This is a genomic window from Massilia solisilvae (assembly GCF_024753215.1).
Lineage (GTDB): Bacteria > Pseudomonadota > Gammaproteobacteria > Burkholderiales > Burkholderiaceae_D > Telluria > Telluria solisilvae.
In genome coordinates this window covers 153,300-167,187 of the sequence record NZ_JANUGV010000005.1, presented here as the reverse complement: position 1 = coordinate 167,187, position 13,888 = coordinate 153,300, and the positions used below count along the sequence as shown (strand labels likewise).

At 69.3% G+C, this 13,888-nt stretch carries 13 protein-coding genes; 8 read left to right on the top strand and 5 right to left on the bottom strand.

What is annotated here, in order from left to right; all coding sequences use genetic code 11:
* Positions 1 to 1,122 carry a beta-ketoacyl-ACP synthase III gene (locus tag NX773_RS17495; RefSeq protein WP_258857584.1) on the top strand — a complete coding sequence of 374 codons (1,122 nt, stop codon included), beginning with the start codon at positions 1 to 3 and terminating at the stop codon, positions 1,120 to 1,122.
* Between the two features lie 142 nt (positions 1,123 to 1,264).
* Here the strand turns inward: NX773_RS17495 and NX773_RS17490 are convergent, their stop codons facing one another.
* The 5 genes from NX773_RS17490 to NX773_RS17470 form a co-directional block, all read right to left on the bottom strand.
* On the bottom strand, positions 1,265 to 3,301 hold the full coding sequence (locus tag NX773_RS17490) for an NADPH-dependent 2,4-dienoyl-CoA reductase (RefSeq protein WP_258857583.1): 2,037 nt from the start codon (positions 3,299 to 3,301) through the stop codon (positions 1,265 to 1,267).
* Between the two features lie 52 nt (positions 3,302 to 3,353).
* A complete protein-coding gene (locus NX773_RS17485) occupies positions 3,354 to 3,809 on the bottom strand; it encodes a hypothetical protein (protein ID WP_258822930.1) in 456 nt (151 codons plus the stop codon).
* Positions 3,810 to 3,819: 10 nt separating this feature from the next.
* Positions 3,820 to 4,269 (bottom strand): DUF2721 domain-containing protein, encoded by a 450-nt coding sequence (locus NX773_RS17480; RefSeq protein ID WP_258822929.1) that lies wholly within the window; start codon positions 4,267 to 4,269, stop codon positions 3,820 to 3,822.
* 109 nt (positions 4,270 to 4,378) lie between these two features.
* Positions 4,379 to 5,335: a prolyl aminopeptidase gene (gene pip, locus NX773_RS17475; RefSeq protein WP_258857582.1), complete on the bottom strand. Its 957-nt coding sequence runs from the start codon at positions 5,333 to 5,335 to the stop codon at positions 4,379 to 4,381.
* Between the two features lie 49 nt (positions 5,336 to 5,384).
* Positions 5,385 to 6,707 (bottom strand): amino acid deaminase, encoded by a 1,323-nt coding sequence (locus NX773_RS17470; protein WP_258857581.1) that lies wholly within the window; start codon positions 6,705 to 6,707, stop codon positions 5,385 to 5,387.
* A gap of 161 nt (positions 6,708 to 6,868) precedes the next feature.
* Between NX773_RS17470 and NX773_RS17465 the strand changes: the two genes are divergently transcribed.
* The 7 genes from NX773_RS17465 (at position 6,869) to NX773_RS17435 (ending at position 13,873) form a co-directional block, all read left to right on the top strand.
* Positions 6,869 to 7,147: a Nif11 family protein gene (locus NX773_RS17465; protein ID WP_258857580.1), complete on the top strand. Its 279-nt coding sequence runs from the start codon at positions 6,869 to 6,871 to the stop codon at positions 7,145 to 7,147.
* Between the two features lie 44 nt (positions 7,148 to 7,191).
* Positions 7,192 to 7,467 carry a Nif11-like leader peptide family RiPP precursor gene (locus tag NX773_RS17460; protein WP_258857579.1) on the top strand — a complete coding sequence of 92 codons (276 nt, stop codon included), beginning with the start codon at positions 7,192 to 7,194 and terminating at the stop codon, positions 7,465 to 7,467.
* A 57-nt stretch (positions 7,468 to 7,524) separates the two neighbouring features.
* Positions 7,525 to 7,800 (top strand): Nif11 family protein, encoded by a 276-nt coding sequence (locus NX773_RS17455; protein ID WP_258857578.1) that lies wholly within the window; start codon positions 7,525 to 7,527, stop codon positions 7,798 to 7,800.
* A 57-nt stretch (positions 7,801 to 7,857) separates the two neighbouring features.
* Positions 7,858 to 8,136, top strand: coding sequence for a Nif11 family protein (locus tag NX773_RS17450; RefSeq protein ID WP_258857577.1), 279 nt, complete (start codon positions 7,858 to 7,860; stop codon positions 8,134 to 8,136).
* A 126-nt stretch (positions 8,137 to 8,262) separates the two neighbouring features.
* Positions 8,263 to 9,045, top strand: a complete 783-nt coding sequence (locus NX773_RS17445; RefSeq protein ID WP_258857576.1) for an HlyD family efflux transporter periplasmic adaptor subunit — start codon at positions 8,263 to 8,265, stop codon at positions 9,043 to 9,045.
* Positions 9,042 to 11,219: an NHLP family bacteriocin export ABC transporter peptidase/permease/ATPase subunit gene (locus NX773_RS17440; RefSeq protein ID WP_258857575.1), complete on the top strand. Its 2,178-nt coding sequence runs from the start codon at positions 9,042 to 9,044 to the stop codon at positions 11,217 to 11,219. Before NX773_RS17445 ends, NX773_RS17440 begins: the two co-directional genes overlap by 4 nt.
* Positions 11,219 to 13,873 (top strand): NHLP bacteriocin export ABC transporter permease/ATPase subunit, encoded by a 2,655-nt coding sequence (locus NX773_RS17435; RefSeq protein ID WP_258857574.1) that lies wholly within the window; start codon positions 11,219 to 11,221, stop codon positions 13,871 to 13,873. The genes NX773_RS17440 and NX773_RS17435 overlap by 1 nt, the downstream gene beginning before the upstream one ends.
* Positions 13,874 to 13,888: the final 15 nt, after the last annotated feature.

The window sequence follows — 13,888 nt, the reverse complement described above, 5'->3', positions numbered from 1 at the left end:
ATGAAATCTGTCGTCATCAGCGGCACCGGCCTGTTTACGCCTCCCTACTCCATCTCCAACGACGAGCTGGTGACGGCCTTCAACGCTTATGCCGAGCGCTTCAACGCCGACAACGCTGCCAGGATCGCGGCCGGCGAGGTCGCCGCCATCGAGCCGTCCAGCAGCGCGTTCATCGAAAAGGCATCGGGCATCAAGTCGCGCTACGTGATGGAAAAGTCGGGCATCCTCGACCCCGCGCGCATGACCCCGCGCATTCCCGAGCGCGGCGACGACGAACTGTCGCTGCAGGCCGAGATGTGCGTGGCCGCCGCGCGCCAGGCGCTGGACCGCGCCGGCCGCACCCCGGCCGACATCGACATGGTGCTGGTGGCGTGCTCGAACATGCAGCGCGCCTACCCGGCGATGGCGGTGGAAGTGCAGGAGGCGCTGGGCATCGACGGCTACGGCTTCGACATGAACGTGGCCTGCTCGTCGGCCACCTTCGGCATCCAGACCGCGGCGGCGGCGGTGCAAAGCGGGCAGGCGCGGGCGGTGCTGGTGCTGAACCCCGAAATCACCAGTGGCCACCTGAACTTCCGCGACCGCGACAGCCATTTCATCTTTGGCGACGCATGCACGGCAATGGTGATCGAGGCGGCGGACACGGCAACCAGCAATCACCAGTTCGAGATCGTGGAATCGAAGCTCAAGACCAAGTTCTCGAACAACATCCGCAACAACTTCGGGTTCATGAACCGCTTCGACGAAGCCGGCATCGGCCAGCCGGACAAGCTGTTCCGCCAGCAGGGCCGCAAGGTGTTCAAGGAGGTGTGCCCGATGGCGGCCGAGATGATCGCCGACACGGTCAAGGCCGCGGGGCTGCAGCTGCCGCAGGTATCGCGCTACTGGCTGCACCAGGCAAACCTGAACATGAACCTGCTGATCGCGCGCACGCTGCTGGGGCGCGACGCCGAGCCGAACGAGGCGCCGGTCATTCTCGACACCTACGCCAACACCTCGTCGGCGGGGTCGATCATTGCGTTCCACAAGTACCAGGACGACATGCCGGCGGGCTCGTACGGCGTAATCTGCTCGTTTGGCGCGGGCTATTCGATCGGCTGCGTGGTGGTGCGCAAGAAGTAACCGCTCCCCCCAAAACCGTCGTCCCGGCGAAGGCCGGGACCCATGCCGAGCAGGCAGTCACGCGACCAGGTTCAAAGCCATCCCGGTGCAAGCTCAGCATGGGTTCCGGCTCTCGCCGGAACGACGGGTTAAGCGGGTGGGTTCATAAACGCGCCGCCAGCTCGGCGCCTTCCCGGATCGCGCGCTTGGCATCGAGCTCCGCCGCCAGCGCCGCGCCGCCGATCTTGTGGAAACGCGGGCCACGGTCCTGCGCACCCTGCTCCGGCATCAGCTCGGCCAGGCTCTCCTGCCCCGCGCAAATCACCACGTTGTCCACCTCGAGCAGGCGACGCTCGCCGCCCACCGTGATGTGCAACCCGGCGTCGTCGATGCGCTCGTACTGCACGCCAGCCATCATCTGCACGCCGTTGCGCGCCAGCGTGGCCCGGTGCACCCAGCCGGAGGTCTTGCCCAAGCCCGCGCCGGGCTTTGACGCCTTGCGCTGCATGAGCCAGACCTGGCGCAGTGGCGCGGCCTCTGCGGGCTTGAGCAGGCCGCCCGGCTCGCGCACCGCCAGGTCCACGCCCCACTCCGCAGTCCACTCCGACACCGGCACCGGCAGCGGATGCGAGTCATCGTGCAGCAGGTATTCGCTCAGGTCGAACCCGATGCCGCCCGCGCCGATGACGGCAACGCGCCGGCCCACCGGCTTCTTGTCGCGCAAAACGTCGAGGTAGGACAGCACCTTCGGATGCGCGATGCCCTCGATGCGCGGCATCCTCACCTTCACGCCGGTGGCGACGATCACCTCGTCGAAGCCGGCCTCCAGCAAGTCGGCGCGTGTGACCCGGCGGCCCAGGCGCACATCCACACCGGTCGCTTCGAGCTTGCGGCGGAAGTAGCGGATCGTCTCCGCAAACTCCTCCTTGCCCGGTATTTGCATGGCGATGTTGAACTGGCCGCCGATGCGCTCGGCCGCTTCGAACAGCGTCACCGCATGCCCGCGCTCGGCGGCCACCGTCGCGGCGGACAGCCCGGCGGGGCCGGCGCCGACCACCGCAATGCGCCGCGGCGACGCCGTTTTCGTATAAACCAGTTCGGTTTCGTGACAGGCGCGCGGGTTGACCAGGCAGGTGGCGCGCTTGTTGGCGAAGGTGTGGTCCAGGCAGGCCTGGTTGCAGGCGATGCAGGTGTTGATCTCGTCCGCCCGCCCGCTGGCGGCCTTGGCCACGAAGTCCGGATCGGCGAGGAAGGGCCGCGCCATCGACACCATGTCGGCGTCGCCGCGCGCGATGATGTCCTCGGCCACCTCGGGCATGTTGATGCGGTTCGAGGCCACCACCGGAATGCTCACCTCGCGCCGCAGCCGCCCGGCCACACTGGCAAACGCCGCGCGCGGCACCGAGGTGACGATGGTCGGCACGCGCGCCTCGTGCCAGCCGTAGCCCGTGTTGAGGATGGTGACGCCAGCCTCCTGCAGCGCGCGCGCCACGGTGGTCACTTCGTCCCAGGTGTTGCCGCCCTCGACCAGGTCCAGCACCGACAGCCGGTACATGATGATGAAGTCCGGCCCCACCTTGGCGCGGATACGCCGGACCACCTCGACGGCCAGGCGCATGCGGTTCTCGATCGGCCCGCCCCAGCGGTCGACGCGCTTGTTGGTGCGCGCGCACAGGAACTGGTTGAGCAGGTAGCCTTCGCTGCCCATCACCTCCACGCCGTCGTAGCCGGCCAGCCTGGCAAGCGACGCGCTGCGGGCGTAGGCTCGGATCGTCTTTTCGATCCCGCTGTCGGTCAGTTCGCGCGGCTTGAAGCGCGAGATCGGCGACTTGATGCTGGAGGCCGACACCACGAACGGCTGGTAGCCGTAGCGCCCCGCATGCAGCAGCTGCAGCAGGATCTTGCCGCCCTCCTGATGCACGGCGTGGGTGACGCGCCGGTGGTTGAACATGTCGCCGATGAAGTTCATGGTGCCGCCCAGCGGCAGCAGCCAGCCCTCGCGGTTGGGTGAAATGCCGCCGGTGACGATCAGCCCCACGCCGCCGCGCGCGCGTTCGCGGTAGAACGCGGCCAGCTTGCCGTAGTGGTAGAAGCGGTCCTCGAGGCCCGTGTGCATCGAGCCCATGACCACCCGGTTCCTCAGGGTGGTGAAGCCCAGGTCGAGCGGTTCGAGCAGGTGCGGATAAGTTGTGTTTGTCATCACGCCATTAGAGTTCATCCCCGCGCAGGCGGGGACCCATGCTTTGCGATCCTTAAGCCAAGTGGCTCTCGCGGTCGCGCAGTTCGGCGAACTGCTCGATGCTGCCGATGCGGACTGTGACCGGGTTCAGGCTCGCGCCAGGCGTGAGCGAGCGCCAGGCGAACTGCCACTCCTGTTCCGGCGCCTCGGCGGCCGACTTGGTGAAGGCCGCGCCCAGCGGCGAACGGTGGCCGTATTCGACCGCGCCGTCGATGCCGGCCCAGTTGGGAAGCGTGCGCTGCACCGCGCGGTGCAGGCGCTCGCCGAACTCCTCGGTGTTGTGGATCACCAGGCAGCAGTCTGCCGGCGCCAGCAGGTCGAACAGCTCCTTGTCCCACACCTTGGAAAAGGCGACGGTGAGGAACTGGCCGGACGGGACCAGCCGGAACTGGCCGGACTTGAGCGCGGCCTCGAGTTCGGCGCGGGTGCCGTAGCGATACAGGGTGGGTGGGCGTTGGTAGTCGTGCATGGTTCTCTCTTTAGCGCACCTGCTGTGGCAGGGTCGCGTTATGTCGTTCGCGCATGTGGCGCGCGGCGATGAAGATTTCGCGCAGCAGGTTCACGAAGCTGCTGATCAGCGCCAGCATGGCGAGCACGAAGAAGGCCGCAATGATCTGGTCAAGCGGCAGGTCGGCGGTATCGCTCAGGAACAGCATGGCGATCACCAGGCAGATCAACAGGCCGCAGGTTGTGCTGGACGTAATGGCGTAGTTGATCAGGTGCGAGCGCGTGTACAGCACCTCGAGCTCCTCGCTGTATTCCTCGTTGGGGCCGTTGCGCAGGCGGTCCTCCAGCAAACGCGTACGGTCGATGATACGCCCAAGGCGGTTGGCCAGCACGCCAAGCTTGGTGGCCACGCCCGTCAGCAAGAACACCGGCGCAATCGCCAACTGGATGATGTGGCCGACGTCGCTGATCTGAATATTCATTACTCCCCTTACTCAATAATCTCTTCGCTTGCAGCATCGTAGCCCGGGCACACGTGCCCGGCGCTCATTGCCTGCACAGAGTTTACCAGCGCCACTGCCACCCTGGCATTCAATCGAAGCGCCCGTTGCGCTTGAACTGTTCGGTGGCGGCGACCAGCGCGCGCGCGATGCCGGCCTCCAGCGCGCCGTGGCCGGCGTCGGGAATCATGCGCAGGCGCGAACCGGGCCAGGCATGGTACAGGCGCCAGGCCGACAGCGGCGGGCAGATCACGTCGTAGCGGCCCTGCACGATCACGGCCGGCAGGTGCGCGATGCGGTCGATGTCGCGCACCAGCTGATCGTCTTCGAGGAAGCCGCCGTTGGCCATGTAGTGCGATTCCAGGCGGCCCACGCCCAGGTCGAGCGTGTCGGACGGCGATTCGTCCTCTTGCGGCAGCAGGAACACGCGGCGTCCCTCGAAGCGGCTCCAGGCGCGCGCGGCGGGCCAGTAGGTATCGGGATCGTCGCACAGCAGGCGCGCGCAATAGGCCTTGAGCAGGTCGCCGCGCTCGGCCTCGGGGATGGGCGCGATGAACTCGGCGTAGAGCTCGGGATAGAACCACTCTACGCCGTGGATGAACCAGTCGATCTCGGCCCGGGTGCACAGGAAGATGCCGCGTAAAACGAAGCCGAGGCAGCGGTCGGGATGGGCCTGCCCGTAGGCCAGCGCCAGCGTCGAGCCCCACGAACCGCCGAACACCAGCCAGCGCTCGATGCCGAACATCTGGCGCAGGCGTTCGATGTCCTCGATCAGCAGCTGCGTGGTGTTGTTGCGCCACTCGCCCAGCGGGGTGGACTTGCCGGCGCCGCGCTGGTCGAACAGGATGATGCGGTAGGCGTGCGGGTCGAAAAAGCGGCGGTGCTGCGGCGACAGGCCCGCGCCCGGGCCGCCGTGCAGGAAGATGACCGGGATGCCGTTCGGGTTGCCGACCTCTTCCCAATAGATGGTGTGGACGTCGTCGACCGCCAGCATGCCGTGGCGGGCGGGCAGGATCGGCGGGAACAGCGAGGACGGCGTGACGGGCATGTGTGGCTCTCTTGTTAAGCGAGGGCCATTGTAGCGTACTGCCCGGCTTTCAGAAGAACGTGTTCAGTGCGAAACGCACCACGTAATCGTCGTCCACCGCCAGCAGCAGCGGCCACTTGTCGAAGGTCGTGCACGGGTGCGAAATCCCGCAGCCGACCAGGTCGCCAACGGCCAGCGCGTCACACAAGGGATGGCCGTCGGGCAGGCGCAGGTAGGCGTGCTGGTCGTTCATCTTGAAGATCTCGCAGCCGTCCGGCAGCGTCGCCGGCGTGCCGGGGCCGGGCCGGTGGTGCACCAGCGGCACCGGCAGGCCATCGTCGTAGGAGGCGTCGCGCTTGCCCATGGTGAGGATGGCCAGGGTCGGCTCGGGGCGCGACTGCACCACGCTCCACACTTCCAGCGCCGGGCGCAGCGCGTCGCGCGCCGGGATGTCCTCGCGCAGGTTGAGCTGGGCCAGCAGGCGCTTGTACGAGCCGTGGTCGCTGGTCAGGTAGCAGCCGCTGCGCAGCACGGCGCGCACCGGCCGCGACAGCTTGCCGACGTCGGCAAAGCCGCGCGCCACCAGGTCGAACCAGGCCGAGCCGCCCGCCGACAGCAGGATCTCGGGCATGCCGAACAGGCCTTCGTCGTCGGACTCGCGCACCAGGGCGACGATGCGGCCGACGAATTCGGACACCTCGCGCGCATCGCGCTCGCGCTCGCCCGAGACCAGCAGGCCCTCGTAGCCTTCGAAGCCGGCCAGCTGCAGGCCGGGCGCGCCTTGCACGGCGCGCGCCACGGTCATCGCCTCGTCCAGCGTGCGGCAGCCGGCGCGCTTGCCAGGCAGCCCCAGCTCGACCAGCACCGGCAGCTTGCGCGCCAGCGGGTGGCGCTCCACCGCTTCGGCCAGGCGCTCGACGCCGGCCAGCGAGTCGGCCAGCACGTAGCACTCGAAATCGGGGTCTTCATGCATCAGCTGCAGCACGGCGTTGGTGTCGGCCCGGGCGACCAGCTGGTTGGCCAGCAGCACGCGGCGCACGCCGAAGCGGTGCGCGACCTGCACCTGGGTGGCGGTGGCCAGCGTGATGCCCCAGGCGCCGTTGGCGAGCTGGGCGCCGAACAGCTGCGGGCTCATCGTGGTCTTGCCGTGCGGGGCGAGCGTGGCGCCGTGGCGCTCGCAGAAGCGGCGCATCCAGTCCAGGTTGTGCTTCAGGGCCGAGGTCCTGAGCAGCGCGACCGGAAAGCTGGTGTCGCCATGCAGCACGTTCCAGCCCTGCAGGCCAATGGCGCCCTGACGCAGCGGGTCGGTGACCGGCAACCCCTTGACGCCGGGCTGCAGCAGCTGTTCTTCGAGGGCGGACAGGGCCAGGCCGCCGTGGGGCAAGGTAGTCATCGGGATCGCGTCCTTGGTTGGTCAGCGCATTGTAGCGTGCCGCCCCGCGCGGCAGCGCATCATCGTCGTTGCATATAAGCAAGAAATGGGATAGCATTGCGTGCAAGGTTGATCTAATTACAATAACGTCTTCCCACTTCAATCACCAACGAGGACCTCCCATGTCGATCCAAGCCGCGCAGGACTTCCGCCAGCAGACCAATGCCTCGCCTGCACTGCAGGCTGAAGTGGCACGTCACTTCAACAATGGCAGCATCGATTACGCCGCACTGGCCGAACTGGGCCGCAAGCACGGCCACGACTTTTCCGCCGAAGACGCGGTGGCGGTCCTGAGCACGCCGTCGGACGAGCTGTCCGACTTTGAAATGGAGCTGGTCTCGGGTGGCATCATCATGCCGTCCTATATGTCCACGAAACACAACCGCCCCATGGGTGGCTGATTTACGGCCGACCAATCCAGCATTTCATTCAAGAGGAACTTTCCATGTCGATCCAGGCCGCGCAAGCCTTCCGCCAGCAAACCAACACCTCGCCTGCCCTGCAGGCCGAAGTGGCACGCCACGTCAGCAACGGCACCATCGATTACGCCGCACTGGCCGAACTGGGCCGCAAGCACGGCCACGACTTTACCGCCGAAGACGCGGTGACGGTCCTGAGCGCGCCGTCGGACGAGCTGTCCGACTTTGAAATGGAGCTGGTCTCGGGCGGTACCCTGATCCCGCCGCAGTTCTCGAAGCGCGACCGGCCCATGGGCGGCTGACCGACGGTAAGCAAGCAACGCACCTCCAGGCATCCCATTCACCAGAAGGAACTTCCCATGTCGATCCAAGCCGCGCAGGCCTTCCGCCAGCAAACCAACGCCTCGCCTGCACTGCAGGCCGAAGTGGCGCGCCATGTCAGCAACGGCACCATCGATTACGCCGCACTGGCCGAACTGGGCCGCATGCACGGCCACGATTTTTCCGCCGAAGACGCCGTGGCGGTCCTGAGCGCGCCGGATGACGAGCTGTCCGACTTTGAAATGGAGCTGGTCTCGGGCGGGTTCCTGGTCCCGCCCCAGTTCTCGAAGCGCGACCGGCACATGGGCGGCTGACCGACGGTAAGCAAGCAACGCACATCCAGGCATTTCATTCATCAGAAGGAACTTCCCATGTCGATCCAGGCCGCGCAAGCCTTCCGCCAGCAAACCAGCGCCTCGCCTGCCCTGCAGGCCGAAGTGGCACGCCACGTCAGCAACGGCAGCATCGATTACGCCGCACTGGCCGAACTGGGCCGCAAGCATGGCCACGACTTTACCGCCGAAGACGCGGTGACGGTCCTGAGCGCGCCGTCGGACGAGCTGTCGGACTTCGAAATGGAACTGGTCTCGGGCGGTACCTGCATGCCGCCGCAACGGAAATTCGACGGCAGCGGCATCGGCCGCGGCTGATCGACGGCCAGGGTTGAAGCGGGCGCGCTGCCGCCTTGCGGCGCGCACCTGCCGGTATCGCCCAGCCCCGGCTCCCGGGGCTGATTTTCTCCTGCATGCCCACAGCACCGGATCGACTGCCAACACATGGCTGAGAAGCGCTTTTTTCGCCAGGCCGCACTCGACCGTCTGGCTTCACCCGATCAACTGGACCGGCTGCTGCCCGTCGCCGAACGGCGCGGCTGGTTTGCGCTGGCCCTGCTCGGCGTCCTCGGCGCCTGCCTGGCCGCGTGGAGCCTGGGAGCCTCGGTTCCCGTCACCCTGTCCGCCCCCGGCATCCTGACCGCCGGCGCCGGCCGCATCGTCACCCTGCCTGCCAGCGCCAACGGCCGGCTGGGCGGATTCTCGGTTGCGCCGGGCGAGGTGGTGCGGCGCGGCCAGCCACTGGCCGACATCATCCTTGAAACGGGCGGCCCGGCCACGCAGGCAGCGCCGCTCGAGGGGCGCGTGCTCGAACTGAAGCGCGCCCGCGGCGCCACCGTGCGCGCCGGCGAGGCGCTGTTGTCGATCGAATCGGGCGACCCGCAGCGGCTGGAAGGCTTGCTGTTCCTGCCTGCCGACCAGGGCAAGCAGGTCAAGCCGGGCATGGCGGCGCTGCTCACGCCCGCCGGCGCGCGTGCTGCCGTGCGCGGCACCGTCAGCGCGGTATCGCCGTATCCGCTCAGCGCCGAGGCGATCGGCGCCATGCTGGCCAATCAATCGCTGGCGGCGTCGTTTGGCGCGCCCGCGCCACGCTATGCGGTGCGCGTCGCGCTCGCCCCCGGCGCGTCCCTCAGCAGCGGCACCTTGGTCGACGCCGAAATTACCCTGCGCCAGCGGCGTCCCATCGACATGGTGCTGCCCGGCCTGGACGCGCGAGCCGCGCGATGAACAAGGAAGTGCAGGGCGCGGCGAGGCGCGCCAGGACCCCGACCGTGCTGCAGATGGAAGCGGTCGAATGCGGCGCGGCCGCGCTTGCGATCGTGCTGGCGCATTACGGCCGCTGGATCCCACTGGAGGAATTGCGGATCGACTGCGGCGTGTCGCGCAACGGCAGCAAGGCCAGCAACCTGCTCAAGGCCGCGCGCCGCCACGGCATGGCCGCCAAGGGCTTCACCAAGGACGGAGTGGAGGCGCTGGCCGCGCTGCCGGTGCCATCGATCCTGCACTGGAACTTCAATCACTTCCTCGTATTCGAAGGGATCGAGGATGGCCACGCCTGGCTGAACGACCCCGCCAGCGGACCACGCAAGGTGACGCTCGAGGAACTCGGGGAAAGCTTCACCGGCGTGGTGCTGGCGATGGAACCGGGACCCGAGTTTGCCAAGGCCGGGAGCCCGCCGTCGCTGCTGCGCGAGCTGGCGGGCTGGCTGCGCCATTCGCGCCAGGGCGTGGCGCTGGTGGCGCTGGCCAGCCTGCTGCTGGTGGTGCCCGGCATCGCCCTGCCCTTGTGCGCCAAGGTGTTCGTCGACGAGATCCTGATCGCGCGCGACGAGCGCTGGTTCGGCCCGCTGATGCTGGCGATGGCCACCGCGCTGGCCGGGCGCGCCCTCCTGACCTGGCTGCAGCAGCGCTACCTGCTGCGGCTGGAGCTCAAGCTGGCCGTGGCCATGTCCACCCGCTTCCTGGCGCACGTGATGCGCCTGCCGCTCAACTTCTTCAGCCAGCGCCACCCCGGCGAGGTGGCCAGCCGGATCGGCGCATCGGAGCGCATTGCGCAACTGCTGTCAGGGTCGCTGGCCACCAGCTGCTTCAACCTGCTGGCGGTGGTGTTCTACGCGGCCGTGATGCTGGCCTACGACCTGCCGCTGGGCCTGTGCGTGCTGGCCCTGGTCGGGCTCAACCTGTGGTGCCTGCATGCGCTGGGACGCCAGCGCGCGGACCTGTCGAACCGCCTGATCGGCGACCAGGGCAAGTTGAGCGCGGCCACCGTCGGGGCCATCGCCGGCATCGAGACCCTCAAGGCCGGCGGCACCGAGGACGTGGCGTTCGGACGCTGGGCCGGCTACCAGGCCGCCACCCTGCTCGGGCAGCAGGAGCTGGGGCGCCAGGGCGCGCTGCTGGCGGTGGCGCCCGGCCTGCTGGCCGCGCTGACCGCGGCCATGGTGCTCGGCCTTGGCGGCCTGCGCGTCATCCACGGCGTGCTCACCATCGGCGACCTGGTCGCGTTCCAGCTGCTGCTGGCCGCGTTCAGCCAGCCGGTGGCGCAGCTGGTGGGCATGGCCGCCAGCATCCAGTCGGTCAAGGGTTTGCTGACCCGCCTGTCGGACGTGTTCCACTATCCGGTGCCGCCGAGCGCGCCGGAGGGCGAGGACGCGGCGCAGGAGGCAGCGTGGGCCGCCGGCTTGCAAGGCCGGCTGGAGCTGCGCAACGTCAGCTATGGCTACAGCCCGCTCGACCCGCCGCAGGTGCGCGACATTTCGTTGACGGTGGCGCCGGGCGCGCGCGTGGCGCTGGTTGGCGCGTCCGGCAGCGGCAAGAGCACGCTCGGGCGCATCTGCTGCGGCCTGGTGCCGCCATCGTCGGGACAGGTGCTGCTGGACGGCCGCCCGCTCGATTCGCTGCCGGCGCGCGTCTTTGCCAGCGCCGTGGCCTACGTCGACCAGGAGGTGTTTCTGTTCCAGGGCAGCCTGCGCGACAACCTGACCCTGTGGGACGACTCGGTGCCCGACGCGGACCTGCACGCCGCGCTGGAGGATGCCTGCGTGGCCGCCGAAGTCGCGGCGCGCGACGGTGGGCTGGACAGCGCCGTGGGCGAGGGCGGCGCCAACTGGAGCGGCGGCGAGCGCCAGCGCCTGGAAATCGCGCGTGCCCTGGTGCGCGACCCGGCACTGCTGGTGCTCGATGAGGCCACCTCGGCGCTGGACACGGTGACCGAACAGGCGATCGACGCGGCGCTGCGCCGGCGCGGCTGTGCCTGCGTCATCATCGCGCACCGGCTGTCCACCTTGCGCGACAGCGACGAGATCATCGTGCTCAAGGGCGGGCAGGCGGTCGAGCGCGGCACGCACGAGCAGTTGCTGGCCATGGATGGCGAATACGCGGCCCTGATTGCGGCAATGTGATGACGGCACGCCACGACTTCCCCGGCCCGGTACGCCCCGCCAGCGCAGCCCTCCCGCTCGACCTGACGGGCCGGCCGGCTCCGCTGTTCGTGCTGCGCGGCGCCATTAACGTGTTCGCCGAAGAGACCGGCGGGCGCCGCCGCTTCCTGTTCCAGTGCGCCACCGGCGAGCTGCTGTGCGGCCTGCCCGCCATCGGCGCGCGCCGCGTGCTGGGGCTGGCCGCGCTGGGCACCGAGGTCATCGAACTGGACGACGCCGGGCTGGACGCCGTGCCCGCGCAGCAGCGGCGCGCCCTGCTGGGCGCCTGGTGCGCGCACCTGGGCGCGCCTGACGCCATCGTCGACAGCGTCGCGGCGCTGGCGCCGCTGCATGCCGCTGCCGCGCAGCGCTTCGATGCCATGCTGGCGGCCCAGGGCGCGGCGCGCGCCGGCCGCATCACGCGCAGCTGGCGCGAAGGCATGCTGCGCTACCAGCAGGCGCTGGGTGCGCTGGCGCGCCTGGTGCGCGACGGCGGGGTGCCCGGGCAGCCGGTGCGGCCGAGCGAGGCGAGCAGCCCGAGTGCGGCGCCGGCCGCCCCGGCGCCGGCCCACGTGCCGCAGGCCGGGCGACACGGCGCGGCGTTCGCCGCTTGCCACCGCGTGGCGGCAGCACTCGGCATCGACCTGCAGAGCCCCGCTGGACTGCCGGCCGATGCCCCGCTGGACGAGCTGCTCGCGCATGCCGGCATCCGCAGCCGCGCGGTGCTGCTGCGCGGCCACTGGTGGCGCGCCAACAACGGACCGCTGATCGGCTTCGACCAGGCGCAGCAAGCCTGTGCTCTGCTACCCGGGCGTGGCGGCTACCGGCTGGTCGGTGCCGACGGCGTCGTGCAGAAAGTGGACGCCGCCACCGCCGCCACCCTGGGCGCGCAGGCGCTCATGCTGTACCGGCCGCTGCCCGGCGGCGCGCTGGATGCCGGCGCCCTGCTGCGGTTCGGCGCGCGCGGCCTGGCGCCTGACCTCGGCTTGCTGCTGCTGGCGGGCCTGGCCGCTTCGGCGCTGGCGCTGATGGCGCCGGTGGCCACGGGCCTCCTGGTCAAGTCGGTCATTCCGCGTGCGGACCTTGGCGGCCAGTGGCAACTGGTGGGGCTGCTGGCGGCGGCGGCGCTGGGCGCGGCCGGATTCGAGCTGGTCAAGTCCTGGCTGCTGCTGCGCTGCGAATCGCGCGTGGACCTGGCCCTGCAGGCAGCGCTGTTCGACCGCCTGCTGCGCCTGCCGGTAGGCTTCTTCAGGAATTACACGGTGGGCGACCTGGCCAACCGCGCGCTGGGCGTGCAGGAAATCCGCAACCTGCTGTCGCTAAGCGCGCTCGGCGCCATGCTGGGTGCGCTGTTTTCGCTGTCCAGCCTGGCCGCGATGTTCTATTACAGCGTGCCGCTGGCGCTCGCCGGCCTGGTGCCGGTCGCGCTGGTGCTGGCGCTGACCGTGTGGTCGGCCCGCGGCCAGTGGCGCCCCAAGGCGGAGCAGAGTCACCAGCGCGGCCTGGTCGAGGGACTGGTCCTGCAATTCATCACCGGCATCGGCAAGCTGCGCGCGGCGGCGGCCGAACCGCGCGCGCTGGCCGCATGGGCGCGCATCTACCTGTCGCAGGCCGGGCGCTTTGCCACGTCGCGCCGCAGCACACAGCTGCAGGAGCTGGTGCAGGCGTGCGCGCCGCCGCTGGCCAGCCTGCTGATCTTCGGCGCAATGCTCGTCCTGCTGCGGCGCGAGAGCGGCGTGGCCACCGGCGACCTGCTGGCGTTTAATGCCGCGTTCGGCCAATTGCTGGCCGCGGTCACCGGGATGGGCCTGGCCCTGAACGGCGCGGCGCGCGCGCTGTCGCCGTGGCGGCGCCTGAAGCCCCTGCTGCAGGCCGTGCCCGAAGACGCGGCCGGCAAGCGCCAGCCGGAGGCGCTGCGCGGCGCGATCGCGTTCAGCGAGGTGTCGTTCCGCTATGCGCCGCAAGGAAAACCGATCCTGCAGGACGTCTCGCTGCGCGTCGAGCCCGGCCAGTATGTCGCCATCGTCGGGCCGTCCGGCAGCGGCAAGTCCACGCTGCTGCGCCTGATGATGGGTTTCGAACAGCCGCAGGCGGGCGCCATCGCCTTCGATGGCCAGCCGCTGGACCAGCTCGATACGGGGGCGCTGCGCCGCCGCATCGGGGTGGTGCTGCAGAACGGGCGCATCGCGTCGGGCAGCGTGTTCTCGAACATCGCCGGCAGCGCGCGCATCAGCCATGAACAGGCGATGGAGGCGGCGCGCCAGGTCGGGTTCGCGGACGAAATCGCCGCCATGCCGATGGGCCTGCACACCGTGCTGCAGGATGGCGGCGGCACCCTGTCCGGCGGACAGCGCCAGCGCCTGCTGCTGGCGCGCGCGCTGGCGCGCAAGCCCGCCGTGCTGCTGCTGGATGAGGCGACCAGCGCGCTGGACAACCGCACCCAGGCCATCCTGATGGACAGCCTGGCGCGGCTGCAGCTGACCCGGGTGGTGGTGGCGCACCGGCTGTCCACGGTGATGTCGGCCGACCTGATCCTGGTGGTGCACAACGGCCGCATCGTGCAGCGCGGGACCTACCGGCAGCTGCTGGAGGAAGAAGGATTATTTGCCGAGTTGGCCCAGCGCCAGCTCTTATGATGGAAAGGAAGCCCG

Coding starts and splice junctions, on each gene's coding strand:
- NX773_RS17495 (WP_258857584.1), top strand. CDS start 1: ATGAAATCTGTCGTCATCAGCGGCACCGGCCTGTTTACGCCTCCCTAC.
- NX773_RS17470 (WP_258857581.1), bottom strand. CDS start 6,707: ATGACTACCTTGCCCCACGGCGGCCTGGCCCTGTCCGCCCTCGAAGAA.
- NX773_RS17455 (WP_258857578.1), top strand. CDS start 7,525: ATGTCGATCCAAGCCGCGCAGGCCTTCCGCCAGCAAACCAACGCCTCG.
- pip (WP_258857582.1), bottom strand. CDS start 5,335: ATGCCCGTCACGCCGTCCTCGCTGTTCCCGCCGATCCTGCCCGCCCGC.
- NX773_RS17465 (WP_258857580.1), top strand. CDS start 6,869: ATGTCGATCCAAGCCGCGCAGGACTTCCGCCAGCAGACCAATGCCTCG.
- NX773_RS17490 (WP_258857583.1), bottom strand. CDS start 3,301: ATGACAAACACAACTTATCCGCACCTGCTCGAACCGCTCGACCTGGGC.
- NX773_RS17480 (WP_258822929.1), bottom strand. CDS start 4,269: ATGAATATTCAGATCAGCGACGTCGGCCACATCATCCAGTTGGCGATT.
- NX773_RS17450 (WP_258857577.1), top strand. CDS start 7,858: ATGTCGATCCAGGCCGCGCAAGCCTTCCGCCAGCAAACCAGCGCCTCG.
- NX773_RS17440 (WP_258857575.1), top strand. CDS start 9,042: ATGAACAAGGAAGTGCAGGGCGCGGCGAGGCGCGCCAGGACCCCGACC.
- NX773_RS17485 (WP_258822930.1), bottom strand. CDS start 3,809: ATGCACGACTACCAACGCCCACCCACCCTGTATCGCTACGGCACCCGC.
- NX773_RS17445 (WP_258857576.1), top strand. CDS start 8,263: ATGGCTGAGAAGCGCTTTTTTCGCCAGGCCGCACTCGACCGTCTGGCT.
- NX773_RS17435 (WP_258857574.1), top strand. CDS start 11,219: ATGACGGCACGCCACGACTTCCCCGGCCCGGTACGCCCCGCCAGCGCA.
- NX773_RS17460 (WP_258857579.1), top strand. CDS start 7,192: ATGTCGATCCAGGCCGCGCAAGCCTTCCGCCAGCAAACCAACACCTCG.